This window comes from Chloroflexota bacterium, from assembly GCA_023475225.1.
Taxonomy (GTDB): Bacteria; Chloroflexota; UBA6077; order FW602-bin22; family JAMCVK01; genus JAMCVK01.
Map to the genome: position 1 here is coordinate 1 of JAMCVK010000021.1, position 26,444 is coordinate 26,444.

The 26,444-nt window shown below is 54.8% G+C and carries 22 protein-coding genes; 8 read left to right on the plus strand and 14 right to left on the minus strand.

The window, feature by feature from the left end; translation table 11 throughout:
* Positions 1-195: 195 nt before the first annotated feature.
* From argB to M1136_04190, 4 genes are all read right to left on the minus strand, one after another.
* A complete protein-coding gene (gene argB / locus M1136_04175) occupies positions 196-1,023 on the minus strand; it encodes an acetylglutamate kinase (GenBank protein ID MCL5074836.1) in 828 nt (275 codons plus the stop codon).
* Positions 1,024-1,031: 8 nt separating this feature from the next.
* A complete protein-coding gene (gene argJ / locus M1136_04180) occupies positions 1,032-2,237 on the minus strand; it encodes a bifunctional glutamate N-acetyltransferase/amino-acid acetyltransferase ArgJ (protein MCL5074837.1) in 1,206 nt (401 codons plus the stop codon).
* Positions 2,238-2,277: 40 nt separating this feature from the next.
* Positions 2,278-3,321, minus strand: a complete 1,044-nt coding sequence (argC, locus tag M1136_04185) for an N-acetyl-gamma-glutamyl-phosphate reductase (GenBank protein MCL5074838.1) — start codon at positions 3,319-3,321, stop codon at positions 2,278-2,280.
* 228 nt (positions 3,322-3,549) lie between these two features.
* Positions 3,550-4,554 (minus strand): zinc-dependent alcohol dehydrogenase family protein, encoded by a 1,005-nt coding sequence (locus M1136_04190; GenBank protein ID MCL5074839.1) that lies wholly within the window; start codon positions 4,552-4,554, stop codon positions 3,550-3,552.
* 529 nt (positions 4,555-5,083) lie between these two features.
* Here M1136_04190 and M1136_04195 point away from each other — a divergent pair.
* The 6 genes from M1136_04195 (at position 5,084) to M1136_04220 (ending at position 11,151) form a co-directional block, all read left to right on the plus strand.
* Positions 5,084-5,809 (plus strand): hypothetical protein, encoded by a 726-nt coding sequence (locus M1136_04195; GenBank protein MCL5074840.1) that lies wholly within the window; start codon positions 5,084-5,086, stop codon positions 5,807-5,809.
* A gap of 9 nt (positions 5,810-5,818) precedes the next feature.
* Complete coding sequence (locus M1136_04200; protein ID MCL5074841.1) at positions 5,819-8,035, plus strand: hypothetical protein; 2,217 nt, start codon at positions 5,819-5,821, stop codon at positions 8,033-8,035.
* A 127-nt stretch (positions 8,036-8,162) separates the two neighbouring features.
* Positions 8,163-8,357 (plus strand): ThaI family type II restriction endonuclease, encoded by a 195-nt coding sequence (locus M1136_04205; protein MCL5074842.1) that lies wholly within the window; start codon positions 8,163-8,165, stop codon positions 8,355-8,357.
* 308 nt (positions 8,358-8,665) lie between these two features.
* Positions 8,666-8,971 carry an RNA-binding protein gene (locus M1136_04210; GenBank protein MCL5074843.1) on the plus strand — a complete coding sequence of 102 codons (306 nt, stop codon included), beginning with the start codon at positions 8,666-8,668 and terminating at the stop codon, positions 8,969-8,971.
* A gap of 226 nt (positions 8,972-9,197) precedes the next feature.
* Complete coding sequence (locus tag M1136_04215; protein ID MCL5074844.1) at positions 9,198-9,974, plus strand: electron transfer flavoprotein subunit beta/FixA family protein; 777 nt, start codon at positions 9,198-9,200, stop codon at positions 9,972-9,974.
* A gap of 184 nt (positions 9,975-10,158) precedes the next feature.
* Positions 10,159-11,151: an electron transfer flavoprotein subunit alpha/FixB family protein gene (locus tag M1136_04220; GenBank protein MCL5074845.1), complete on the plus strand. Its 993-nt coding sequence runs from the start codon at positions 10,159-10,161 to the stop codon at positions 11,149-11,151.
* 198 nt (positions 11,152-11,349) lie between these two features.
* Here the strand turns inward: M1136_04220 and M1136_04225 are convergent, their stop codons facing one another.
* From M1136_04225 to M1136_04270, 10 genes are all read right to left on the minus strand, one after another.
* Positions 11,350-13,155: a hypothetical protein gene (locus M1136_04225; GenBank protein ID MCL5074846.1), complete on the minus strand. Its 1,806-nt coding sequence runs from the start codon at positions 13,153-13,155 to the stop codon at positions 11,350-11,352.
* Positions 13,156-13,166: 11 nt separating this feature from the next.
* Positions 13,167-14,390 carry a hypothetical protein gene (locus tag M1136_04230; protein MCL5074847.1) on the minus strand — a complete coding sequence of 408 codons (1,224 nt, stop codon included), beginning with the start codon at positions 14,388-14,390 and terminating at the stop codon, positions 13,167-13,169.
* The gene (locus tag M1136_04235; protein MCL5074848.1) at positions 14,377-15,477 is read right to left on the minus strand and encodes a DUF362 domain-containing protein; all 1,101 of its coding nucleotides are present in this window, start codon (positions 15,475-15,477) and stop codon (positions 14,377-14,379) included. Before M1136_04235 ends, M1136_04230 begins: the two co-directional genes overlap by 14 nt.
* Positions 15,478-15,592: 115 nt before the next feature.
* Positions 15,593-16,282, minus strand: a complete 690-nt coding sequence (locus M1136_04240) for a rhomboid family intramembrane serine protease (protein ID MCL5074849.1) — start codon at positions 16,280-16,282, stop codon at positions 15,593-15,595.
* A 198-nt stretch (positions 16,283-16,480) separates the two neighbouring features.
* Positions 16,481-16,900 carry a dUTP diphosphatase gene (gene dut, locus M1136_04245; protein MCL5074850.1) on the minus strand — a complete coding sequence of 140 codons (420 nt, stop codon included), beginning with the start codon at positions 16,898-16,900 and terminating at the stop codon, positions 16,481-16,483.
* A 90-nt stretch (positions 16,901-16,990) separates the two neighbouring features.
* Positions 16,991-17,710 (minus strand): NERD domain-containing protein, encoded by a 720-nt coding sequence (locus M1136_04250; GenBank protein ID MCL5074851.1) that lies wholly within the window; start codon positions 17,708-17,710, stop codon positions 16,991-16,993.
* Between the two features lie 4 nt (positions 17,711-17,714).
* On the minus strand, positions 17,715-18,962 hold the full coding sequence (gene fabF, locus M1136_04255) for a beta-ketoacyl-ACP synthase II (protein ID MCL5074852.1): 1,248 nt from the start codon (positions 18,960-18,962) through the stop codon (positions 17,715-17,717).
* A gap of 72 nt (positions 18,963-19,034) precedes the next feature.
* On the minus strand, positions 19,035-20,027 hold the full coding sequence (plsX, locus tag M1136_04260; protein MCL5074853.1) for a phosphate acyltransferase PlsX: 993 nt from the start codon (positions 20,025-20,027) through the stop codon (positions 19,035-19,037).
* A gap of 64 nt (positions 20,028-20,091) precedes the next feature.
* Positions 20,092-21,981, minus strand: a complete 1,890-nt coding sequence (gene gyrB, locus M1136_04265; GenBank protein MCL5074854.1) for a DNA topoisomerase (ATP-hydrolyzing) subunit B — start codon at positions 21,979-21,981, stop codon at positions 20,092-20,094.
* Between the two features lie 79 nt (positions 21,982-22,060).
* Positions 22,061-23,014: a hypothetical protein gene (locus M1136_04270; protein MCL5074855.1), complete on the minus strand. Its 954-nt coding sequence runs from the start codon at positions 23,012-23,014 to the stop codon at positions 22,061-22,063.
* A 594-nt stretch (positions 23,015-23,608) separates the two neighbouring features.
* Between M1136_04270 and M1136_04275 the strand changes: the two genes are divergently transcribed.
* A complete protein-coding gene (locus M1136_04275; protein MCL5074856.1) occupies positions 23,609-25,132 on the plus strand; it encodes an MFS transporter in 1,524 nt (507 codons plus the stop codon).
* A gap of 292 nt (positions 25,133-25,424) precedes the next feature.
* Positions 25,425-26,402, plus strand: coding sequence for a UDP-glucose 4-epimerase GalE (gene galE, locus M1136_04280; GenBank protein MCL5074857.1), 978 nt, complete (start codon positions 25,425-25,427; stop codon positions 26,400-26,402).
* Positions 26,403-26,444 lie beyond the last annotated feature (42 nt).

Here is a 26,444-nt window from a genome sequence, read left to right on the forward strand (position 1 = left end):
GGATAAGGACTAGGTCAAAGACTCTTCGAGGCGGAGCCCTATCCTTCTTCGAAGGACTCCCAGAAGGGGGCTGACCCCTTCTGGACTACCCCCTTGAGAGAAGTGGGGAAATGATGACTAGGGCAGAGCCCTGGGACCCTCCAAGATGGGAGCACCCTCCCTGACCTCCCCACGGCCCACGCATACTAAAACGGACTACCTGCTTATCATGGTGCCGATGCCACGGTCGGTGAGCAGCTCTTTAAGCAGGGCATGGGGCACTCGCCCATCAATGATATGGGCCCGTTTGACGCTGTCCAGAGCGCGCAGACAGGCCTCCACCTTAGGAATCATTCCCCCCGAGACCACTTTACTGGTGATTAGCTCCCTAGCCTCGCTTGGAGTTAGATAAGGGATCAGCTCTCCGGCACGGTTGCTGATGCCAGGCACGTCGGTGAGAAAGATCATCTTCTCACCCTGAAGGGCTACCGCAATCTCCGCAGCAGCTGTATCAGCGTTTATATTAAGACACTCCCCATTCTCGCCAAAGCCAAGAGGCGCCACGACAGCGATATAACCAGCCTCAATGACCGCCTTTAGTGGAGCCAAATTGATGGCCACCACCTCGCCAACCAACCCCAGCTGTTCGTTCTTCCGACGAGCACGGATCAGCCCGCCATCGATGCCGCTTAGCCCGATAGCCCGACCCCCGCGGGATTCCAGTCCAGCAACAAGCTCCTTGTTGACCTTACCAGCGAGCACCATGAGCACCACTTCGATCGTCTCAGCATCAGTGACACGCAACCCCTGCACGAAGCGAGCTTCCTTCCCGATCCGCCGCAGCCACTGGCTGATATCAGAGCCACCGCCGTGCACCAGAACGGTGTTGATACCAAGCTTCCTTAGGATTATTACATCTTCCAGGGTAGTGTCATGGCTGCCCAAAGCGCTTCCCCCCAGCTTCACGACGACCGTCTTCCCAGCGAAGCGATCGATATAGACCTGGGCCTCTTCCAATGGAACCAGCCCTTCCAGCTCTTGCATATGCGCTCCTAGGTTGTGTATTTGCTGTTGACGATAACATACTCCTCGGTGAGGTCACAGCCCCAGGCTGTAGCCCGACTGGACCCCAGATGCAGGTCGACCCTGATGGTGACCTCGGACTGGCTGAGCGCCTCCCTGGCCAGGGAGCGATCGTACGGCTGAGGCTGACCAGCGGACATCAGGACAACATCCCCTATGGTGATATCAGCGAGTTGATCATCCACCATGGCCCCACTGTACCCCACAGCAGCCAGGATGCGTCCCCAATTTGGGTCGCGCCCATAAACAGCAGCCTTTACCAGATTAGAGCCAGCCACGGCCCGCGCGGCCAAGCGGGCCTCCTCTACATTGGCTGCACCCTCGACGATAACCTCAATGAGCCTGGTGGCCCCTTCACCATCACGAGCGATCATCTTCGCTAGATGAGTCACCACGTAACGCAAACCATCCTGGAAGGCATGGGCCAGAGGTGAGCCTTCGCCGATCGGCGGATGGCCAGCCTGACTGTTGGCCAGCAAGAATACCGTATCGTTGGTGCTCGTCTCCCGATCAACGGTGATCATATTGAACGAAACGTCCACCGCCTGCCGAAGGGCGATTTGGGGGAATCCGAGCCCAAGCGCAGCATCGGTAGTGATGAAGGAGAGCATCGTCGCCAGACTGGGATGGATCATGCCGGAGCCCTTGGCCATCCCTCCGATAGTAAAAGAGGTCCCATCTGCATCCACGCGAACGGCGATCTCCTTTGGGGTAGAATCGGTGGTAAGGATGGCCAGAGCTGCCTCATGTCCACCAGCGGCGCTCAGGGTGATCTGCCTGAGCCCGGCACGCATCTTGTCTAATGCCAGAGGAACCCCAATGACGCCTGTCGAAGCCACCAGCACCTCCTGTGGGAGCACCCCAACGCGTTCGGCGGTCAGCTGGGCCATCTCTTGCGCAGCAGCGTAACCTTGCTCGCCGGTACAGGCATTAGCGTTACCACTATTAACGACGACGGCCCTGGCTGTTCCACGGCGCAGGTGCGCTTGACTGAGATGGATCGGTGCAGCCTTGACCCGATTAGTGGTGAAGACTCCAGCGGCTGCGCATGGGACTTCCGCGTAAATAATGGCCAGATCCAGCCCCTGCGTCTTGAGCCCACAACGGGTGGCCCCGGCCAAGAACCCCTTGACGCTGGTGACTCCCCCATCGGGTATCAGCTCTATCGTATGCATATACTCCTCCACGTACCGGTCGGCTTCTGACAGCCTGATCTTAGGGATAGATGGGCAGGCTGTCTAGCCCAGTCTGTTCCGCCAAGCCCAACATAAGGTTCATACTCTGGATGGCTTGGCCGGCGGCTCCCTTCACCAGGTTATCCAAGCAAGAGATGACGATCAAACGGCCTGTTCGCTCGTCCACCGTGGGATAGATCAGACAGCGGTTGCTTCCCCAGGTATGCTTCGTCTGGGGTGGTTCGTCGGTGATCATGACGAACGGAGCCTCAGCGTAGAAGTCCTGATAGAGCCGCCTGATCTCGGCTGGAGAGCAATCCTTCTCAAGGTGTGCATAGCAGGTGCTCAGGATGCCCCGCGTCATCGGGACCAGATGAGGGATGAAGGTGAGGGCCAGCGCTGGTGAGGAGGGCCCCATCTTCTGCTGACGCAATTTCGTTAGCTCCTGGATCATCTCCGGCAGGTGGCGGTGTCCCTTCAGGGCATAGGCTTGACAGTTTTCGTTCGCTTCAGAATAGTGCGTGGTCAGACTGAGGCTGCGCCCTGCCCCTGAGAGCCCCGATTTAGCATCGGCGATGATGTCCGGGGTGATGAGGTTGATAACCGGAGCCAAGGCCAAAATAACGCTGGTGGGATAGCAACCCGGGCTGGCCACTAGGTGCGCCTTTTTGATCTCCTCTTTATAGAGTTCTGGCAAACCGTAGACCGAGCCAGCCAAGAGGTGAGGAGCGGGATGGGCGACCTCATACCATTGTTCGTAGACGACGACATCCTTCAGGCGGAAATCGGCGCTGAGGTCGATAACCTTCACCTCCGCATTGACCAGCTCGGCGACGGACTCAGCGGCCGCCTTATGGGGCAAGGCGGAGAAGGCCAGGTCGACCGGACCCTCTATCTCTGTCTGAATAACCAGATCACTAGTACCCAGGTGAGGGAGGACCTCACTCAGGCGCAGTCCGACAGCGCTGCGGCCGGTCACCTCAGTCACTTGTACCCCAGGATGGCGCAACAACAATCGCGCCAATTCTACGCCAGCATAGCCGGTAACATTTAGGATGGCGACGTTCATGTTTAGTACCCTCATCCCCCTTACCCCCTTCTTCCACAGGGAGAAGGGGGCATGATGACTAGGTCGAAGACTCTTCGAGGCAGAGCCCTGGGACCCCCGCCATAATACTGACTGTAATTATAGGCGATGGCTACCCGAACAGGCAAGGACAGGTTTAGGGGCGCTGTCTATCTATTAAAGGAATCCCCTAGAATCCACTTTTCAACTTTTCCTAACAACTCTCTTAGGGAGCATAAAGCGGCTCTAACTTGAAACCTGCAACACCCCAGCCCCCTGGATCTGTCCTTGTTTGAGAAGTAGCAGAGCGCGGTTCGCTTCCTCCAGCGGGAACGTCTGAACCTCTGTCTGAATGGGAATTGCTGCGGCCAGACGAAGAAGCTCCTCCACATCTTTGCGGGTGCTGTTGGTGACGCTTCGTACGGCTCTCTCATAGTAGAGGTGCTCGGTGTAATCCATTGCCGGGATGGGGGTCATATAGATACCTGCCAGGGCCAGGGTTCCTCCCTTTTCCAGCACCCGCAAGGCGTCGAGTACCAGCTGGCCGGCAGGGGCGAAGATGATCGCGCTATGCAGTTTCAGGGGAGGCTCATCCTCAGCTCGTCCAGTCCAAACTGCCCCTAAACTTGTCGCCAGGTGGCGGTGCTCTTCGCTTCTGGAAAAGACATATACTTCGCAACCCCAATGAACGGCCACTTGAATGGCTATATGAGCCGAAGCACCAAATCCAAAAAATCCGAGGCGTTCACCCCTCTTTACCTTTGATAATCGCAGAGCACGAAACCCGATGATGCCAGCGCACAAAAGCGGAGCAGCTTGCGCATCAGAGAAACCCTCCGGAATAGGGTAAGCGAAATCTTCGGATACGATACCGTATTGAGCGTATCCGCCGTCTACGTCGTATCCCGTGAAGCGGGCTTCATCACAAAGGTTCTCATCCCCACGCAGACAAAAGGCACACCTTCCACAGGTGGAATAAAGCCAGGGGACTCCTACCCGATCCCCCTCCCGGAAACGTCCCGTGTTTTCTCCCCGCTTGTCGACCCTTCCCACGATTTGATGGCCAAGGATGAGCGGAGCCCTCTTGAGAGGAAGTTCACCTTCCACGATATGAAGGTCCGTATGACAAATGCCACAAGCAGAGATGCGCAGGCGAATCTCTCCCGGACCCGGCATCGGCTCGCTGATTTCAACCAGTTGCAGCGGCTCGTCCTCGATGGGACGAGCCTTCTTTAGAATCATAGCCCTCATTTGAGAGAAACCCCCAACCGTCCAAGGGTAAGTCTGCATTCATAGGCGGGGAAGTACTTCTTGAGCACTGCCCCTAAGCACCCTCTGATCTTCGACGCCCTCAGTGTTCCTTTTTCTACTCTTCCAGGGTAGAGATGTCCCCCTCCGGGAGGCCCAGGATCCTGGCTTTCAACACCCGCCGCATGATCTTGCCGCTGCGGGCCTTGGGCAGGTTGTCCACAAAGTCGTTGTGATCCGGAGAAAATATAAGTCACTGATGAGACTCCGTCAAGAATAAGCCAAGCAGCAAGGTTGTCCGTTCTCACGTCCGAAGGTCAAGGCGGGGCATTGACTTCTAACGATGGCGATATATACTGAGGCCAGGGGAAGACGAGAACATCAAAACGCGAAACGAAGTTCAGATCGAGCGTGAGATGACCAATCGATCCGAACCAGGGTTCGGCTATAAGCTGTTAGGCGAAAGGGCAGGCTATGAAGGAAATACATCCAAGCATAGATAAAGATTTCAGCAAATTAGGGAGACAAAAACATGCCAATTGATGTTGAAAAACGAAACCAAATCGAGCAAATCTTTAGGAAGTTTTTATTAAATCGTGTCAAGACCGTCCGTAGATTAAAGATGGCCGATTTAGACATCAATCCATTTCTTATTCGGATTCTCTCTCAGGAGCTGGCTCTCGATAATTCAGAAGCAATTGTGAGATGGCTTATAAGCCAAAGGCTTGAACGGGGGACTGTTACATCCTTCGGCATAGCCTTACAGGATGCTGCCAAAGTGTTCTCTGAGGGGACTGGGGTCGAAGGTGCCGATATTCTAAAAACTAAAAAGGGTAAACATCATCATATTCAAGTTAAGAGCGGCCCAAACACGATTCCAAAGGATTTGGGAGTAAGAATAGCTCAACTTTTGCGTTCTGCCCAGAGACGAAACCGTGGTTCATTAGCCCTTTACGGTATGTGCTACGGCGGTAAGGCACAGGTCAGCAGTATTGTGAGGAAATATGTACAAGAAGAAGGTGGCGTTGACTGGATTTCAGGGAGAGAATTCTGGGGGTTTATCTCGGATGACCCTCAATGTTTAGAACAAATTTATGACATCGCCGCCGAGGTTGGTAGGATATTTAAAGATCCAAAGGGGCAGTCTCTCTCCGAGGTTATCGAAGCTAAAATACACGAACTAACAAGGGAGTTTGAAGGAATTTACGGAAAGAGCGGAAGTGGGATGTGGAAAAACCTATTAGAAAACAATTCATGAGGTAATCATATGAAATTTATTGAAAGGAGTTTCCCAGTCCAATATCTCAACTCTGTGGCGATGGCAGAAGGAAATGCCAAAAAACCCGTTTACCAGATGCACAAATGGTGGGCACGACGACTAGGCAGTGTATTTCGGATGATAACCCTATCTGCTTTCAGTGATGATACGGAGTCGGATAATAATATATGGCATAAGTTCTGTAATGGAGCAAATCTTAGCGGCGCTATAGTGCTTGACCCATTTATGGGTGGTGGAACAACTATTGTCGAGGCACTTCGGCTGGGATGCAAAGCCATTGGGGTTGATATTAACCCTGTGGCTTGGTTTATAACTAAGAAAGAGATCGAGCCCGTTGATTTGGCTGAGTTAGATACTGCATATCAACGGCTCGAAAAGGGTGCAGGAGATTTTATTAAACAGTATTATTGCACAAAATGCCCTCAAGGTCACGATGCAGAAGTCATGTATTATTTCTGGGTAAAGGTTGCAAAATGTAGCTCTTGCGGGTCCCGTGTAAAGTTATTTCCAAACTATGAGCTATCACGGCGAAACCATATAAATGTCGTTTTATGCCCTCAGTGCTTGCAGATTATTGAAACAGTTGGCTATGACTCCAAAACACGATGCCCTGAATGCGGTAAGGTTTTTGACCCTCGTAAAGGAGTATCATCCAGAGGTATATTTTGCTGTCCTGAATGCAGAAAGGAACAACGGATTCTGGACGCCATAAATGAAAATGGGGGACGCTTAGATATAGAATTGCACGCATTAGAAGGTTATTGCGATTCCTGCAGAAGGTTCTTCAAACGTGTGGGTTCAGACGACATTGCTCTATGGGAGCGGGCCAAGAGGGAATATAAAGAGTGGGAAGATAAATTGCTTATTCCCCACCAAAATATCCCAACAGAAGGACGCAGTGACCCCCGTCCTGTGAATCACGGCTATACTCATTTTAAGGATATGTTCAACGAACGACAATTATTATGCTTATCTCACCTTTTAGAGGAAATTCTGAAAATCGCTGATACCAATATTCGTGAATTGATGCTTATTGCTTTTTCTGATTGCTTAGATGCAAACAACATGTTTTGCAAGTACGAAATAGAGTGGCATAAGATCTCTCTCTTCTTCGGATTGCATGCTTATCATCCTATTGAACGGCCAACAGAAAACAATATCTGGGGAACGGAATACGGACGTTGTACGTTTGTTAAATGTTTTGAGAAAGTGCGGCGTGCCAAGATGTTTTGTAAAAAACCTTATGAGCGATTGCCCATGAGTGGTAATAATCGCTTCAGCAAGCATACCGGGAACGAACGCATTGAAGGGAATATTGTGCAAAGTTTTGATGAACTTAGGCAAGTTAAAAGCGCAGCTTTACTACGTTGTGATACAGCCGAGGACTTATCCTATATTCCTAATAAAACTGTGGATGCCGTTATTACAGACCCTCCTTACTTTGATAATATCCAATATTCTGAACTTGCCGATTTCTTTTATGTCTGGCTAAGGCTTGGACTCAGAGAATTATATCCATGGTTTAACCCAGAACTTTCCAGCCATCCCAGTGAAATTGTGCAGAACGAAAAGATGGGAAAAACAATGGAGTTTTTCAATCAGGGATTAAAGAAGGTACTTGTTGAATGTCACCGTGTCCTTAAAGACGAAGGTCTGTTGATATTCACTTTTCATCACAATAAGTTATGGGCTTGGGAAAGCGTTGGAAAGATTCTACTTGATGCAGGATTTTATATCTCGGCTACCCCCATTGTGAGGTCAGAAGGCAAAAGTGGATTTCACTCCAGCAAAGGGAATATCAGGTATGATTGTATTTTGGTATGCCGCAAAAGACCAAGTGCATGGAACAACGATAGCTGGGGAACTTTGAAAGAACTTATTTTAAACGATGCTACTTCGTGGACTAGACAGACGCTTAAATCTGGGATGTTGATTACCGAAGTAGATATTTTTACTATCGTGATGGGGAAAACAATTGAATATTACACAAAAGCATTCCCTAACATAACACACAAAAATGTTCCAATTACACTTGCAGAAGCTCTCCATGAGATGAAAGATTTTGCTAATTACGTAACTGAGAGTATCCATCCCGAACAACCAGCGCTGCCTAAGTCTTATGTTAAGAAAGCAGAGCAACTTACATTGTTTATAAGAGAATCAAGAGAAAAGTACGAAGTAAGAACTCATCGGGAAAATAAATGAGTAACGCCCTCGCATCGCCTAACAGCGTGTTTGCGGTTCACTTCGCTCACCCAAATGCCTTTGGCACTTCGCAAACACGTAAGCCGTTGCACGCCATTTCGCCTATACAAGAATGGAGGAATAAAGAATGTCCAGCCGCTTGATAGAAGTATTCGAAGACGAAAAGCTTGTGGAGAAAATCAAAAGACGTTTACCCTATCTGTTCCAACTTGCGGAATTGGAAAGTTCAAGAGCAGGCAAAACAGGAATGGAGGTTGGCTCCGTTCGTGAACAAGAGAGCATTGGATTCCTCCCCCAAACCCCCGCAAGGGGTTCAAGGTAGCCCTGCGGGCTTTTTTGTCCTTCCTGCGGAAGGAGGGTACATCCCCAGTCCTCAGCCAAAGGGGCTGCGCCCCCTTGGAACCCCCATTATTCAACGCTCTCATCCAAAAGATGTTGAATAGCACCCCTCCGTTTTTCAAGCCCAAAATTCCCTCCAGTCAACCCTTGCATTGCTACCACAAATGAGGTATATTCTTTAGTAGTATGGTACGCTGCCTCCGGTGGGCCCCTTCCGCCTCTACGAGGCAGTTTTTTCTGTTGCGGAAGAGAATCACTCCCATGCCCAGCATGGGACTAGAGGAGGTCGGCATGGCGACAAAATTGTACGTAGGTGGACTCTCCCTTTCCACTACGGTCGAGGAGCTCAAAGCATTCTTCGGAAAGGTTGGGACAGTCGAGTCCGCTACGATCGTCGCAGACAAATTCTCGGGCCAGTCGAGGGGATTCGGGTTCGTAGAGATGTCCACGAACCAGGAGGCCCAACAGGCCATCCAGCAACTCAATGGGCAGATACTTGGTGGACAGGCGATCGTGGTGAACGAGGCGCGGCCGCAGAAGGAGCGGGGTGGCTTCCGCAGAGGCAGCGAACGGCCGGGTGGCAGTCGCCGCTGGTAGGCGAAGCCGCTAATAAGCGGCCATACGAGGACTAAGAACCTAGCAGTGGTGAAGGCACCCTTCGGCCGAGGCGAGGCGGCCAGCTACGATCCCTCAGCAATCTTGCACCACAACTTGGCTATGCTATAATTGCGCCCAAATCCGGGAGTGGATAATCCGAGAGCCCTTCTCACCCCTTGATTCTCCCCTAAAACCCTAGATATTATTTTATTGCCGGAGGCTAGGATTGAACATAATCGTATGTATAAAACAGGTGCCAGAGACGGCCGCCGAAAAGAGGCTCAACGACCAGCTGAGGTTGGACAGGGAGGCCGTAGAGAACATCCTTAACCCCTTCGATGAGTATGCCGTGGAGGAGGCGCTGCGCATTAAGGAAAATAAATGGGGCACAGTGACCATACTCTGTATGGGACCCGAATCGGCCAAGACCGCTATCCGCAAGGCTATCGCAATGGGTGCGGACAAGGCCGTCCTCGTTAGCGATCAGGCTCTCGTTGGTTCTGATGTGCTGGCTACGGCTCAGGTTCTTAGCCAGGCCCTGGGTAGGATCCCCCATGATTTGATCCTTTGTGGCATGCAGAGCACGGACGCCGGGACAGCGCTCGTCCCCGCGGCAATAGCGGAGCTACTGGGGCTTCCCATGCATACCTATACTGCTAAACTGGAGATTGGCGATGGGCAGATAACCACCCAGCGCAGCTCGGACCAGGGCTATGATGTCATTTCCAGCCCTCTACCGGCCCTGGTCGCCGTCATTAAAGGGATCAACGAGCCTCGCTATCCCTCATTGAAAGGCATTATGCGCTCTAAACAGGCTGAGATCATTGTTTGGTCTTTGGCTGATATTGGACTGGATGCCTCCAAGGTCGGTTCAATGGGGGCAAAGACAAAGGTGGTCTCCTTCGCCACAGCCAAACCACGCCAGGCCGGAGAGGTTATTAAGGACGACGGCTTGGCAGCGGTCAAGATTGTCGACTTCTTGGCCATGCGCAAGATCATCTGAGGAGAATGAGGAGAGTGTTGAATATCTCCCCCAAACCCCAGAGGGGGTTCAAGGCGGCCCTGCGGGCTTTTTTTGTAGTCTGGGGCACATCCCCAGTCCCCTGCCAAAGGGGCTACGCCCCCTTGGAACCCCCGTTATTCAATAGTCTGAGAATGAGACCGAGAGCATATTAAGGAGGAATGCCTTGGGTGTAAACAACAATGTTCTGGTCGTCGTCGAGCAAGATGATGGCATACCAAAGCGGGTAGCTCTAGAGCTGGCCACCAAGGCACGCCAGCTGGCCGACGAGGGTGGGGGGCAGGCCGAGGCCGTGGCTCTGGGCCCAGGCGCTGGAAGCTTGGCCGCTAGGCTTTCGACATACGGTATCCATAGGGTATACGTCTCCGAGGACCAGCGCTTCATTGATTACCCTGTCGCTCCCCAATCCCAGGTCATTGCCGAACTTATCCGAGAGAAGAGACCGCGGGCTGTCCTTTTTGGAGCCACGCCGCCGGGCAAGGACATGGCGGCGCGCCTGGCAGCGGAACTGCGCTTAGGGGTCTTGGCCAATGTCATTGATATTATCTTTCTTGATGGCCATCTGGCCGTTAAGAAGCCAGCCTTCGGGGGGAACATTGAGGTTACAAGCGCTCCCACCCCTGAGGAGACAGCGCTAATCATTGTCAGGTTAAACGCCATCACTCCCGAGATCAGACCGGGCATGGCCGAGGTCGAGGATCTCCCCGCCCAAATCGGAGGACAGGCGTTACTGGCTAAAGTGCTCAAGCGGGTGACCTCCGAGACGGCCGGCGCCGTCAGTCTGGAAGAAGCCCAGGTCATCGTCGCTGGTGGACGTGGCCTCGGTAACGCTCAGGGCTTCGCCATGCTGGAAGAGTTGGCCCGGGTGCTTGGGGGTGCTCTCGGCGCCTCTCGAGCGGCCGTGGATGCCGGCTGGATCTCCTATCCCCATCAGATAGGACAAACAGGAAAAACGGTCAAGCCTGCGCTTTACATCGCTTGCGGTATCTCAGGGGCCGTCCAGCACAAGGTCGGCATGCAGACCAGTGGCACAATCGTGGCCATAAACAAGAGCGCCGATGCGGCCATCTTTCAATTCGCTGACCTGGGTATAGTCGGCGACGTCTATGAGGTGGTGCCGAAACTTACAGAGGAGATTAAGAAGCGCAAGCATATTTAGAACTTGAGATATCCCCAAGCCTTTATCCCCCCTTCTCCCAGCGGGGGGTCAAGGAGGGATGGCGCAGTAGGGGCAACCCTCGCAGTTGCCCCTACAACTTGGAGTGAAGCGGGATACAACCTAGATCCAATCCCCCTTCTCCCGTCCTTCCCAGACGGGAAGGACGGGAGAAGGGGGGACAGAGGGGACGAGGGTATTCTAATGCGATAGGCGGCTGAATCCCCAATCAAGGAGGGCGGCCACACCTCCCCCAATGATCGTGAACAACATCCGGACGATAACATAGACATCGAAATAGCCCTCTTTAGCCCAAAACCAGAGGCGTTCCATCAACGGCGTAAAATAGGCCTGACGGAGAGAACAGAACAAGGCGTAAGCCCTTGGCCATTCGATGAACCCACGATCAAGAAGGTAGAGTAGCGCCCCTGAAACGATGGCTAGAAGGAGCGCTATCTCCGCCAGGAGGAGGCCCCCAAACGGCCTACCCAGGTTGACCATCCCCACCCCTACGCCGAAGTGGAGGCCACTCGCTGGACCAATGACGCTTTGGAGCAGAGGGAGCGGTAACAACCCCATCAAAAGCGAACCAGCGGCCAATACTAACAAGGGCACCAGCGCAAACGCACTGGAACTATACCCTCCCTCCCCCCTCTGCTCTATGGACACCTCCACGCTCTCCTCAGCGAACAAATGAGCAAACAGGATAGCGCTCAACCGCAGTAGGGAGATAACCATCATCACCACTCCCAGGAGAGCTACAGCCAGGAGGAGAAGATTTGCCTCGGCGAGCAAGGCCCGAAAAAGCAGCAAGCGCGCGGCAAAGCCGTTGGTGCCCGGCGCCCCTACGACTGCCAGCATGCCGATAAGCAAGCAAAGCAATGAGACCAGAGACAGGGGTTGGGCCCTCCAATCACGGGGATCAAACCCCTTCTCCACCCGAACGATCAACTCCACCCCCAGAAATAGCAACGGTAGGATCAAGACATAATTCAACATCTGGAAGATAGCCAGGCCCACCCTCAACTCGCTTCCCAAGCCTAATCCAAGCCAGATGTAGCCAATTTGGCTGATACTGAGGAAGCAGAGAAGTCTGTGAACATCCCGCTCACGCAGGGAGGCATAGATTCCAACCAGGATGGAGATGGACCCTAGAACGAGGAAGACGCCAGATACGTCGGGCACCCCAGGCATAGTCATAAGCGGGGGGAAGATTCGCGTCGTTAGGTAGAGTCCCAATAACGGTATTCCTCCACAGAGAATAGCACCGATAGGCCGCACAGCACCAGCGCAGGTGCCCGGCAACCACGTGTGCAAGGGCATCACAGCCGACCTGACCCCCAGAGCTAGCAGTAAGGCGCCCAGGCTGAAGCCCAGAAAACCATCCGGTAATCGCCCCACCGCCCCCGCTACTTGCGCAAAGCCCCCTGTGTTCCGCCCCAGCTGCAAGGTAAGGGCGACGCAAAGTAAAAGAAGGGCGGGCAGTTCGTTCATCAGGAAAAGCTTACTGCCAGCCAGGGTGATGGCCGGCTCAAAGTCGATCATCACTAAAAGCATGCAGAATATGCTGACAAAGACGGCGAAAACGTAGAAGGTGAGCAGATCAGCGCTGGCGATAGCCCCATTAACCACACTGCTGATGACCAAAAGAAAGAAATAATAGAAGTTCGCGTGCTTATACCTGTGTATGTATTGGTAGAAAAAAAGGGCCACGAGTAGAAAGAGGAGAGACTCCCCAGCGATGATGGTCGCCGCGAAACCATCCACATTCAGACTATACGACATATAGTTCACCGCTGGCCAATGAGCCAGAACGACGCCCAGCGGCTCGCCTCTGGCCACCAGAAAAAGCCTGACCGAGACGAAGAAGTTAAGAAGCAATACTAGGATGGCCAGCCAGGCCGGTAGCACCTTCGCCCATCGCCGTGGGGTGAGGCGACCAAGCAAAAGGGATACGACGCCCCCGCTGGCTGGTAAAACCAGGCTATAAAGGACCAGATATTCCATGCATCATCCACTCAAGATAGGTAACGGACGACCGGCTGCAACCACTCTAACACCCTATCAGGCATAGCACCGATGATGAGCAACAATAAAAGGATTAATGTAGCCGATAGAAAAAGTGGCCAATGCCCCTCACCGACGACCACCTGCTGGACTTCGCCCAGGAAGATGCCTCTAAAGAGACGCATAAGGTAGGCCATTGTAAGAACTACGATCAGCACATAGATCAGGGCCACATCCAGACGCTGTTGACCCAGGAGTCCGAGGCTGAACAGGAGTCGGCTGAAGAACCCCCCCAAAGGAGGGATGCCGATCACCGAAAGGGCGAACAGGAAGAAGAAGGTGGCTGTGAAGGGCATATAGGGGAGAAGCCCACCTAAAGAGCGAAGGTGACGCGCCTCGGCGACCGATTGGACCAGGGCTATACTGATAAATAAGCCACTGAGGCCAAGGGCATAGGTCAGTAGGGTGAGCATAAGCCCACCAAACTGTTCCCTGGGCACGATGGTAAAGCCGAGTACTATAAGATAAAACTGGCTGAAGGCGGCGTAGGAGACCACTTTATTAATATCAGACTCAGCCACGGCAGCCAGGGCGGTGGCCAGGGCCACACCCATCGCCCCCCACAAAACCATCTCCCTCCACCCCGTTTGCTCCCGAAAGAGATCAAGGAAGAAGCGCAGATAAGGATATAGACTGAGAGCCGCCACTCCCGCCGTAGCCAAAAGGGCGTTGGAAATTGAGAAGATCTTCCCCTCGCCGAGGTGCCAGGCATTGGCCAACAGTCCAACCGATTTGAGGAAGATCGCTGCCAGGAGCAGCACGGAGACAAGTCCAGCATCGATGATCCGTAATCCAGACATAGATAGGCTGCGATTTTCGACGGCCAGGAGGAGGAGGGCTAAGAACATACAGAGCGAGGCCAATGCCCCTGCACCCTGCACTGGAGCCGGTCCCAATGCGGCCGCACTGCCACGGCTGCCCAACCGGCCTATGCCCCAACAGACTACAGCCGTCGCCTCCCAAAAGAAGTAGAAGAGAAGCAGATTGGTGGCCGTTACGGTGATAATTGCGCTGACAATGAAAAGGATCACCAGGATGAGGTAATCGATGACCCCCGGAGAACCCAGGCAGGACCAGAGGAGAAGCAGAGGCATAACAATGCACAAGCCAGCTATAAACCGACTTAAATCGTCAAGGACCAACAAGCCAAATCCAGAGAAGTCAAAGGGTAGCATCTTTTCCCATCCCGTAGTGGACCTCCAACCCGACCTCCTTCGCTATCTCTCCGAAGGCAGAATGCGCCGGAAAGTGCCATTTGAGTTGGTGTTGGTAGGTCGGGTGGGGACGAAATCTCCGGGCGACGCGCTCGAGGCTGTCCCCCAGGATCTCTATGCGCTCCAGATCACCAACCCCCAATCCAGCTAGTCGACAATAATGCAAATAGCCGATTTGATCGATATCAAAACCCATCATCTTCGCCGCCACCGTATCGGCCGCCAGGAAGTCGGTGCTGGCGACAGCCACGCACAAATCAACGGCCTCACCAACCCCTGGTCCGTCTCCCTCCATACCCGTAAAGCCATCAATGATGCTGAGATGAGGGGGGAATATCCTGGCCAGGAGATATAGATTGAGATTATGGACCGCATATCCCTGGTGCATCGCCACTCTATCACTACGACTAACGTTGTTCACGATAACACTCTTCAACCCTTCCAGGAGGGGCGAGTACTTGACGAAGGGTGGAACATAACGATAGGTCTGGCGCAGAAGATTGCGTATCACAGCCAACGATCCCACCGGCAAGCGATGTAACAGGCTGCCCATAATCATATTTTTGAGCGAGAGGGTCACTACGACAACGTCATGCGTCTTGGGAGGACAAACCGAAATGCGATAATCGCTTTCCACCACCCGCTTAGCCACCCGCAAGCGGAGAGGTTGCCAGCGGCGATCGTACACCTGTACCTCAACACCCTCATCCTCATTGAGGTCAACGAGTTCAACACCGTACTGGCGGGACAGATCAAGATAGCCAAAGTTCTGGAAGCCTTCGTAGGCCGGGGCACCTGTTCCCTCACCGATGGTGATAGGGCCTGCATAGCGTGCACGCACAAAGTCCAGTACCGCCCGCACGGCATCCACATGGGTGGCGGCCAACTGCACTGTTGTCGAAAGGAAGTTGGGTTTGATGAAAATGCTCTTCTTATGGGACAGATCGATATCGTCGCTGATCAGCTGCAAGGCGTTCAGGGCATTCCTATAGCGATCATCGCCTTTAACCAGGGCGACCCTGCTAGTTCTTGTCGCTCCCCTACTCATCCAGCCGACCGCCTCACCCGAACCGTCTCCAGGAGGCGAGACCGCTACCTCTTTTATGGGGTCGTTCCAATGTCCCCTTTCAATAGGGCTTTCTTCCTGAACCGCCCCTACTTTCCTAGCGCTGCAGACGCTGCCGAGGGAAGAATACCGACACGACGAGCCCAGCGGCGAAGCCCCCAATATGGGCCCAATAAGCAATGCCCCCGGTCTGCTGAGCAGGAATCCCCAACGAACCGATGCCACTGAAAAACTGCAAGAGGGCCCAGAGTCCGATAAGGAAGATAGCCGGGACAGTAGTTATCGTCACAAAGAAACCCAGGAAGAGAAGCACTCGTACCCGAGCCCGCGGGAAACGGAGGAGATAAGCCGCCAGTACACCAGCGATGGCCCCGCTGGCCCCAATGCTTGGTGTGCGCGAGTTCGCCTCAACCCAAACATAGGCTGCGGCAGCGATAAGTCCACAAAGCAGATAGAAGATCAGGAAACCGAGATGTCCCATAGAATCTTCAACGTTATCGCCGAAGACCCAGAGATAAAGCATGTTGCCCAGAAGGTGTAGCCATCCCCCGTGGAGAAACATCGCAGTGAGAGCTGTCAGATAGATGGGGCTTGGGCTGGCAGGCGGGATGTCGATGCCTCCGGTTATTTCGTAAGGAACAAGCCCGAGGGCTCTGATAAGTCCCTCCAGATGGGGTGGGCTAAGGGAGATCTCGTAGAGAAAGACAGCTATATTGATCAGAATAATGGTTATCGTCACTAAAGGGAATCTACGTCTCACTCCCACGTAATCAGAGATCGGGATCACAGTACACTCACGCTCCCTGTATCAGCGATGAGGGTCCGGCCTGATTTTAGGGGCTTAAGGCCACGGCACTACGGCGCTCGTATTCTAGTTCACCTCGATAGGCAAGTCAATCTCGTGTACTCGTCCCTCACCCCCTCAGTCCCCCTCTCTCGTCCGCCTTTGGCGGACGCCCCCTTGAAGCCCGTTGTTCACCCTCAATCAGACGCCGCTGCTACCCCAACCCCTGTCCGATCGCTCGCTGGACGGTAGCATGGCCACCTCTACAAAATCCGGAGAGAGGAAGGGCAGGATGATCAGCTGGGCGATGCGATCCCCCCGCTTTATATGAAAAGGCCTCTGTCCCATATTAGTCAGCACCACTGAGATGAGGCCACGGTAGCCGGAATCCACCGTGCCCACATGCATAAAGAGCCCCTGAGCAGCCAATCCCGAACGGCCAGTGATCATCCCATAATACCCCTCAGGGATGGCCATAGCCATGTTCGTGGCTATCTTCTGGGTAGCTAGCGGCTCGATGACCGTCTCCTCCAGGGCGATGAGGTCGGCACCGGCATCGGTCGCGTAGGCTCGGTAATAGGCCGCCAAATGCTCATCTGCGCGTTTGAAGGCTACCTGCAACTGACTACGCCTCCTTCTGCTGGCTTTCAGGTTGTAGGCTCTTTCATAATGGCCCCCCAAATCCGCCTTCGGCGGACTCTACACTCCCCATCATGAAAGCCCCTGGGTCGTGAGGATATCGACAATCTTACGTTGTAACTGAGGGTCTATCTTCTTTTGATCTTGTGGCCGGCGCACAAGCCCCCTTAACTCCTTTGGTGTCACCGCTGGGATCTGGGGCTCCACTACCTCTAGCTTGGCTCGCGGGCTCATAAAGACGACTATGCTCTTGATCTGCACCTGCTCCATCTCCTCTTCGCTCAATCGCTGAGCAAGGTACCGACGAACAGCCTCCTCATTCCGTCGCGCTTCCAGCGTAGGATTGCCCAGCCCACCCTCCGCGAGCCCATCAGTGAACCAACTCCAGATGCTCCTCTTGTGGCGCCACTCACCCCCCCGCAGGCTGATCTGGCCATAGTGTTGCTTGGGGTCAATGATGAAGAGTCCGATGGGGGAGAGAAGTAAATGCCTGACCGGTAACTGGGGTAAATAGTTCAGCAGATGATACTTGTGGTCCAGTCCTTTAAGGGCGTTGGCTATGACCTCGTCCTCGCGCGGCTTTACCCCCCAGCGGATGAAGTTGTAGCGCCCGATGCTGAAGATGTAGAGTCCGGCGATCAAGGCGGCATAGGCGTAATAGATCGAATACGGCCCGGCTATATTAAGCGACAGCGCGAAGCCACCAAGGAAGAGGGCGAACCCAAGCAGGGTGCTAAGCCGGCCAATAGTCGCCCTCCTGCGGACGAATTGCTGATCCGTTACTATTTGCACCAGGCTATCCCTCGTAGCGGCGAAAGATCAGGCAGGCGTTATGGCCACCAAAGGCGAAGGAGTTAGACAGCGCCACCTTCACCTCGGCTGGCCGTCCCACGTTGGGTACATAATCGAGATCGCATTTCTCATCCAGGGTTTCGTAATTGATGGTGGGATGGATAAATCCATCACGAATCGTCAGGATACAGGCGATGGCTTCCAGAGCGCCGGCGGCCCCTATGGTATGTCCGATCATCGATTTGGTGGAGCTGATGGGCAGACGGTAGGCATACTCGCCAAAGACCTTCTTGATGGCCAGCGTCTCTGCGGCGTCGTTAAGTTGAGTGGAGGTGCCATGGGCATTGATATAGTCAACATCGGTTGGTTCCAGGCGAGCATCAGCCAGAGCGCGTTGCATCACCTGCACTGCTCCCTGCCCCTCTGGCTCTGGGGCCACCACGTGATAGGCATCCAACGAACTGGCATAGCCGACGATCTCAGCCAGGATGGGGGCTCTCCGCTCCAGGGCGTGTTCCAGACGCTCTAATAAGAGGACGCCTGCCCCCTCGGCCGGGACAAAGCCATCGCGGTGCAGGTCGAACGGTCGGCTGGCCTTGGTCGGTTCATCATTGCGTGTGCTCAAGGCGCGGATGACACAGAAGCTGGCGAAACCAAGTTCGCAGAGCGAGGCCTCGCTGCCCCCAGCGATCACCACCTCGGCCGCTCCACGTCGGATGGCTTCGACGGCATCACCGATGGCTTGGGCACTGCTGGCACAGGCGGTCACGACTGTGGAGTTATAGCCCTTGGCTCCGAAGATACGACTGATCTGGCCAGCCCCCATATTGGCAAGCATCATCGGTAGGAAGAAGGGATTTATCCGCATGCCACCTCGTTCGAGCAGCACGCGGTACTCCTGCTCCATGGTGTTGAGACTGCCAATGCCCGTGCCGATCACTACCCCTACGTCAGGAGCATTGGACGCGTTGATCTCGAAGTGCCCGCTCTCGAGGGCCATTTGCGTAGCAGCCACAGCGAAATGAATGAAGCGCGACATTCTTCTGGCTTCCCTGGGTTCCAGCCAGCGCTGGGGATCAAAGTCCTTCACTTCGGCGGCGATGTGTGTCGGGTAGGCTGAGGCATCGAAATGTGTCACCAGGCCAACGCCGGAGATGCCACGCCTCAAGCCGTACCAGTACTCTTCCACGTTGAGCCCCAACGGGGTTATCGCCCCCAAACCAGTGACGACGACTCGATGATAGGGACGCATCGGTTGTATCTGTTCCCTCCGTCTGGTTTCCACTTCCAATAAGGCACCGGCCACGGCCATCAAATTCTCCTTTTACCCAGTAATCGGACTGCTTTGTCTCGCTCCCCTGGCGATCGCCTCTATGATATTCTGCTCTGCTGTCTGCCTGGCCAGGCGAAGGGCATTCTTAATGGCCTTGGCCCGGCTGCGGCCGTGGGCGATGATCACTGTCCCATTCACACCGAGTAGCGGTGCCCCGCCGTATTCAGCATAGTCCAGGCGTTGCTTCAGTCTCTTGAAGGCGGGCAGCAGAATGAGAGCGGCCAACCGGGAGATGATACTCTTAGAGAGCTCCTCTCGGATGAGGTCGAACAACACTTCAGCCAAACCTTCGCTGAGCTTGAGCACGATATTGCCAGTGAAGCCATCACTCACCACTACATCGGCCATGCCTAAGGGGATGTGTTGTCCCTCAACATTGCCGATAAAATGGGGGTCGCTACCCTTGAGCATCCGGTGGGTTTCGCGCACCAGCTGATCGCCTTTGCCTTCTTCCTCCCCGTTGCTCAGTAGAGCAACGCGAGGGTTGGACACACCGAAAATCCTTTCGGTGTAGATGCTCCCCATCAGGGCAAATTGAACCAGATGGGTTGGTTTACAGTCAACATTTGCCCCGATATCAATGAGCAGACACCTATCCTTAATCGTGGGATAGATTGTGCTCAGGGCCGGTCGTTCGATGCTTGGGATCCTTCCCAAGATGAAGAGGGCTGTGGCCATCACTGCCCCAGTGTTGCCGGCCGAGACGAAGGCGGCTGCTTCCCCTTCCTTTACCAGCTGGAGTCCAACGGCCAGGGAGGAATCTCTTTTGTGACGTACGGCGATGGCCGCAGGCTCATCCATCCTCACCACCTCTGGGGCATGGACGAGGGAGATTCCTTCCATGGCGACGAGGTGAGGACGAACAGCCTCCTGCTGCCCAACCAGGATGGATTCTATCCCATATTCCTTGACGGCCTCCATAGCCCCTTTGACGATCTCCGCCGGGGCGTAATCACCGCCCATCACGTCCAAAGCTATTTTCATCTCCTGACCTCTCGGGCGAGTCCGCCTCCGGCGGATCAAGCACTACACTTATAAATAACACCACTTAGATATCAAGGTTGCGGACATTTTTGGCGTGGGTCTGGATGAACCGCCGGCGAGGAGGGACGCTTTCGCCCATCAACATCTCAAAGATCTCGTCGGCCTGCATGGCATCCTCAATATGCACCTGGAGGATGGTCCGCCTGCTCGGATCCATCGTTGTCTCCCAGAGCTGTTCCGGGTTCATCTCGCCCAAGCCCTTATAGCGTTGCACAAGGATGTTCTTCCCATCCAGTCTGGAGATAAGCTCTTCTTTTTCCTTATCCGAGTAGACCCAATAGTGCTCCTTCCCCACCTGAAGGCGATAGAGTGGGGGTTGGGCTATATAAAGATGACCACCACTGATCAGGGGCTCCATATGACGGAAGAAGAAGGTCAATAACAGAGTGCGGATATGTGATCCATCAACATCAGCATCAGTCATAATGATGATGCGATGGTAGCGTAGCTTATCCAGGTTAAAGCGTCCTCCCACCCCCGCCCCGACAGCGGTGATGATGGCCCGAATCTCCTCGTGGCCGAGCATCTTGTCCTCACGGGCCTTTTCCACATTGAGGATCTTGCCCCGCAGGGGCAAGATGGCCTGAAAGCGGCGATCACGCCCTTGTTTGGCCGAGCCCCCCGCCGAATCACCCTCAACCAGATAGAGTTCGCATTTGGCCGGGTCACGTTCAGAACAATCGGCCAGTTTGCCCGGCAGGGTCATCCCCTCGAGGGCGCTCTTGCGGATCACCGTTTCCCGGGCCATCTGGGCGGCCTTACGGGCCCGCGCCGAGGTCACACACTTCTCGATGATCTTCCGCGCTTCGCTGGGGTTCTCCTCAAAAAAGGTGCGCAGTCCCTCACTCACCACGCTTTCTACCTGATTGCGCACCTCAGCATTGCCCAACTTGGCCTTAGTTTGACTCTCGAACTGGGGGTCAGTGAGCTTGACGCTGACGATGGCCGTCAGCCCCTCGCGGACATCATCGCCACTGAGATTAGCCTCATCCTCCTTGAGGAGGTTATTTTTGCGCGCATAATCGTTAATCGTGCGCGTCAACGCACTACGGAAGCCGGTGACGTGGGTGCCACCATCACTGGTATTGACATTATTGGCGAAGCTAAAGAGCAGCTCATTGTAGCCATCGTTATATTGAATGGCTACCTCGACATTAGTCTCGCCTACCTGCCGTTCGATGTAGATGGGCTTCGCATGGAGGGTGTTGCGGTGCTTATTCAGGTGACGCACAAAGGAAAGGATGCCACCTTCGAAATAGAACGACATCTCCCGATCGCTGCGCTCATCACGGAAGGTCAATTGTAATCCCTTGGTTAAGTAAGCGATCTCCCTGAAACGTTGCGCCAACGCATCGAAGTTGTAGTCTATAGTTCCAAAGATCTTCCTGTCGGCCAGGAAGGTCGTCGTCGTGCCAGTACGATCCGCCTTGCCCACCAGGGCGACCAGCCCGGTTGGTGTCCCCCTCCTGTACTCCTGACGGTGAAGCTGTCCGTCGCGTGCAACCTCCACCCGTAGCCATTCTGAGAGGGCATTCACCGCCGAGACGCCGACACCGTGTAGTCCGCTGGCCACTTTATAGCTGCCCCCGCCGAACTTACCGCCGGCGTGCAGTGTGGTCATCACCGTCTCCAGGGCAGACTTGCCCGTCTTGGGATGGATTTCGATGGGAATGCCACGTCCATCGTCTATAACTGTGACGGCGTTATCCTTATGGATAGTGACGTAAATGCGATCGCAAAAACCGGCCAAGGCCTCATCAACGGAGTTATCCACCACCTCTTGCACCAGGTGATGCAGCCCTCTCAAATCGGTGCTGCCAATATACATGCCGGGGCGTCGCCTGACGGCCTCTAACCCCTCCAGTACCTGAATACTTTCTACACCATAACTCAGTTTCGCTTGCTCCGCATTTGGCTTTTGTTGCTCCACTGGTACAATTCCTCCACCCTAAGGGGATGCATGTTGGTGATTCCTAAACCTGCGCTGCGCGACTCTGATAGAAGAACATGCTGGCTGCTGTCAGCCCGGCAGCGATATAGGCACTCCCTACCAGAGCGATGAGCGCCCCCAGCAGATGCTGGCTGATCGCTTCCCAGACCACCTGCATGCCCAAAGTGATGAGCACAGTCAAACCAACGAGCACAAGGGCAGGCCATAGATTAGTGCTGACCACCCGTATGCTATTACCTAAGGCGCGCAGGGGTCCTACCTCACTGATGACGATAGCATCGACAGTAAAGAAAAGGTAGACACCGAGTACGGTCAGGGGTACCGATAGCAACAATCCGCTTAAGACGGGCAAAAACAGGTTGATCAGGGCGATGAAAAGGAGATAGGGCACACCGATCACGATGCCTCCGAGCAAGAGGACGCCGATCAACCCCACCAGGCTGATCCAGCAACGCCAGGCTTGGGACCAGAGCAGGGTCAGGTCTATCTGACCATCACGCACCTGCTGCCCGATCAGCGCAAGATAGAGGCAGCTGATGAAAAGCCCACTGGCGCTTAGAAGCAAGACCGTGATAAAGAGGATGAATGTTCTCTCTATCTCCAGAGTTGGCGGCGTGATGATGGTTATGTTTGGTACAAAGCTGGGAATAGCCGCGATATTGAACACTAGCAGTCCCAGGAGGTTGAACTTCTCTGCGGCTGCTTCCAAAGCGGGCTGCAACTGGTTGAACTGTTTAATGATCTCCTCGGCTATCGCCGCCGGCGTACGACCCTCTTTCAAATACAAAGGTAGGGATGCTGCATACCAGGCCAGGGCCTTGTTCACCAGAGGCGCAGCCGATAAGCGTGGGCCAAGCCATAGTAAGACATCCAAGGCCAGGGAGAACAACAAGACCCAAAGTATGCGGTTGATGCGTTCAAAACCGGACCCGATGGTGTCAATCACCCCGGGCGTGTTACGCTCTGCTCTTCTCATCTCAATCACCATTCATTATTTAGGGCTATTTTAGCACAAAACTGGCTGAGTTGGGGAGTACAGGTAGCCTGGCTAACCCTGGTTACCGTTTCGGTCGGTTCATGGTAACATACGAGTCGTGACATACTCAGCAGCGCAGGGAGACGTTTGGGGGTTCCAAGGGGGCGCAGCTCACCGCAGGGAGTGAAGTGAGATGCAGCCCAGGTTCAATCCCCCTTCTCTCAGGGGGTAGTTCAGAAGGGGGGTAATCCCCTACAGGGGATCAGAGATCCGCCCCGGCTATCATCTCCCATCTCCTGCTTGGCAGGAGATGGACGGGGGTGAGGGCAGTCTCACTGCTGGGGGGGATCTAGGGCTCTGCCCTAGATCCTCTCCTCCCGGCCTGAATGGGGAGCCCTAGTAGGGGCGAGGTCACCTCGCCCCTACTTTCGCAAAGCCCTCGCCCCTATTTTCGCAAAGCGGGAGAGGGGGATTAAGGGGGTGAGGGTGCCCCAGAACATAAAAAGCCCGCAGGGCTACCTTGAATCCCCTCTGGGCCTGCCCGCCGCAGGCGGGGGTTTGGGGGGAGCCATTCAACACTCTAAGGGGAATCTGATGAGAGGTTCGTTGTCCCGCTTGACCGAGGGCGAAAGCCATAAATGGTGGGCTCTGGGAACAGTGGCCATCGGCATCTTTATGGCTTCCCTTGATGGCAGCATCGTCAATATCGGTCTGCCGACGATAATGCGTTTCTTCCGTACCGATTTACCCACCATCGAGTGGGTAGTGATGGCCTACCTGTTTACCATCAGTGTACTCCTTCTTCCCTTTGGGCGCCTGGCGGACATGGTGGGGCGCAAGAGGGTATACACCGCCGGATTCATCGTCTTCACCAGCGGTTCTGCCCTCTGCGGGGCAGCCCAAAGTCCGTGGCAGCTCATCCTCTTTCGGGTGCTTCAGGCCATCGGTGCCTCGATGCTTATGGCCAACGGCATGGCCATTACCACAGCCGTCTTCCCCTCGCGGGAACGAGGCAAGGCCCTGGGCATCAACGCTACCATCGTGGCCACCGGAGCCACGGTGGGACCGACGCTGGGTGGACTGCTCATCGGCTGGTTGGGGTGGCGTTCCATCTTCTACGTTAACGTGCCCGTTGGGGTCATCGGTACGGTGATGGCTCTCCTGATGCTGAGCGAGGAGCGCATCTCAGTCTTGAGTGGACGGCCAAGGTTAGCCTTCGACCTGCTAGGGGCATTGACCGTAGCTGTGTCTGTGTTGGCCTTGCTCGTGGCCCTTACCAACAGCCAGGACAGCGGCTGGGGATCACCCTCTGTTTCGTTCTTACTCGTCATGTTTTTTGTCTTCCTCGTGGCTTTTCTGGTCATTGAGAGGCATGTTCAGCACCCTATGGTTGATCTGAGTCTTTTCCGCAGTCGCTTCTTCGCTGCCGGTAATGCGGCAGCCTGCCTCTCTTACCTAGCCATCTCTGCCAATATGTTCTTAATGCCTTTCTTCCTGCAATTGGTCTTGGGCTACACCCCAGTCCAGGCTGGCGTTCTGCTGACACCGGTATCCCTGGTGATCGCCGTGGTGGCACCGCTAAGCGGTTGGCTCTCCGATCGACTCGGGGCGCGTCTCCTCTCATCGCTAGGGCTGGCCATTAACTGCTTAGCCCTCTTCTCGCTGAGTCAGCTGAGCATCAGCTCCGGATATGGGGATGTCCTGGCCCGCCTGACGCTCTTAGGGTTGGGGCAGGGTATGTTCCAATCGCCCAACAACAGCGCCGTGATGGGCAGTGTTCCTCGGGAGCGCTACGGTCTTGCCTCCGGCTTCCTCTCCATGATGCGCAACCTGGGGATGGTCGGCGGCGTGGCCGTGAGCGGTACTATCCTGGCCAGCGGCATGTCCTCCATTGTCGGGCACGCCACCCTGCATGATCTGCCGGCGGCGACGGGACAGGGAGGGAATGCCCTACTGCTTACGGCCTTTATGAGAGGCTTTCAGCTCGCCTACAGCGCGGCGGCCGCCATTGCGGCCATAGGCATTGCCGCCTCGCTGGTGCGAGGGAGAAGGGTACAGGAAGCAGCCAAGGCTCCATCCGACGAATCCCTTGCTCTGCTATCCCGGCGGGATGAGTGATGTTTGTGCAACTGATCCTCACCTATGTCATAAAGGAGCTGTGCTATAATGGTGCTGTCTCCAAAGGAGTAGTCTAGGAAGGGGTAACCCCCTTCTGGGAGGGTTCTAGGGCTCCGCCCCGGTTCCTCTCTTCCCGGACTGAATGGGGGAGTGCCGAGGGGCGAAGCCCTTCGGCTGGGGTTTGGGGTATTCCCAAACCCACCTCCCCCCTTCTCCCAGAGGGAGAAGGGGGGCAAGGGGGGATGAGGGCATCCAAACGAGGGTTCTAGGGCTTTCTGGAGGAGGTTCGATCTTGGCTGTCTTAGTGACGGGGGGTGCTGGTTATATCGGTAGTGTCGTCGTGGAAGAGCTGCTGAGGGATGGCCAGGAGGTGATCATCTGCGATAACCTATCTACCGGACATCGCCAGGCCGTCCTGGAAGGAGCCATCTTCGTCCAGGCCGATCTATCTGATAGAACAGTGCTCACGGCCATCTTTCAGCATTACCCCATTGAGGCAGTCATCCACATGGCGGCGAGCAGCCTGGTGAGCGAATCAATGGTCGATCCAGCACCCTTTTTCTATAATAACCTCGTGAATGGCTGGAATCTACTCGAGAGCATGCGGGCCAATGGGGTGAAAAGGATCGTGTTCTCCTCAACAGCCGCCGTCTACGGGGAGCCCAAGAACATCCCCATCCGTGAGGATGACCCGCTGGAGCCAACCAACCCCTATGGGGAATCAAAACTCTCCCTGGAGCGGATGCTCCGCTGGTATGAACAGGCCTATGGCTTGCGCCATATCTCGCTGCGCTACTTCAACGCTGCGGGAGCTTCGGAGCAGCTAGGGGAAGACCATCGCCCGGAGACGCATCTCATCCCCGTCGTCTTGCAGACGGCCCTGGGACAACGCCTCTGGGTGGAGGTGTTCGGAACAGACTACGATACAGTAGATGGCACCTGTATCAGAGACTACATTCACGTGACTGATCTCGCCCTGGCCCACGTGCTGGCTTTGAAAGCGCTGGACGAGGGGCGCAGCGGCGTATATAACCTGGGCAATGGTGATGGCTTCTCTGTGTTGCAGGTCATCGAGACGGCGCGCCAGGTTACCGGGCGAGAGATACCGACCATCGTGAAGGGGCGCCGTCTGGGCGATCCAGCCATCCTGGTGGCCAGCTCGGAAAGGATCAGGTCCGAGTTAAACTGGCAGCCACGCTTCGCCGATCTAAAGACCATCATTCGCACGGCCTGGGAATGGCTCCAGAAGCACCCTGACGGCTACGTCTAGGGGACAATCCATATACAGGACGCTGTAAAGGAAGCGATGCCA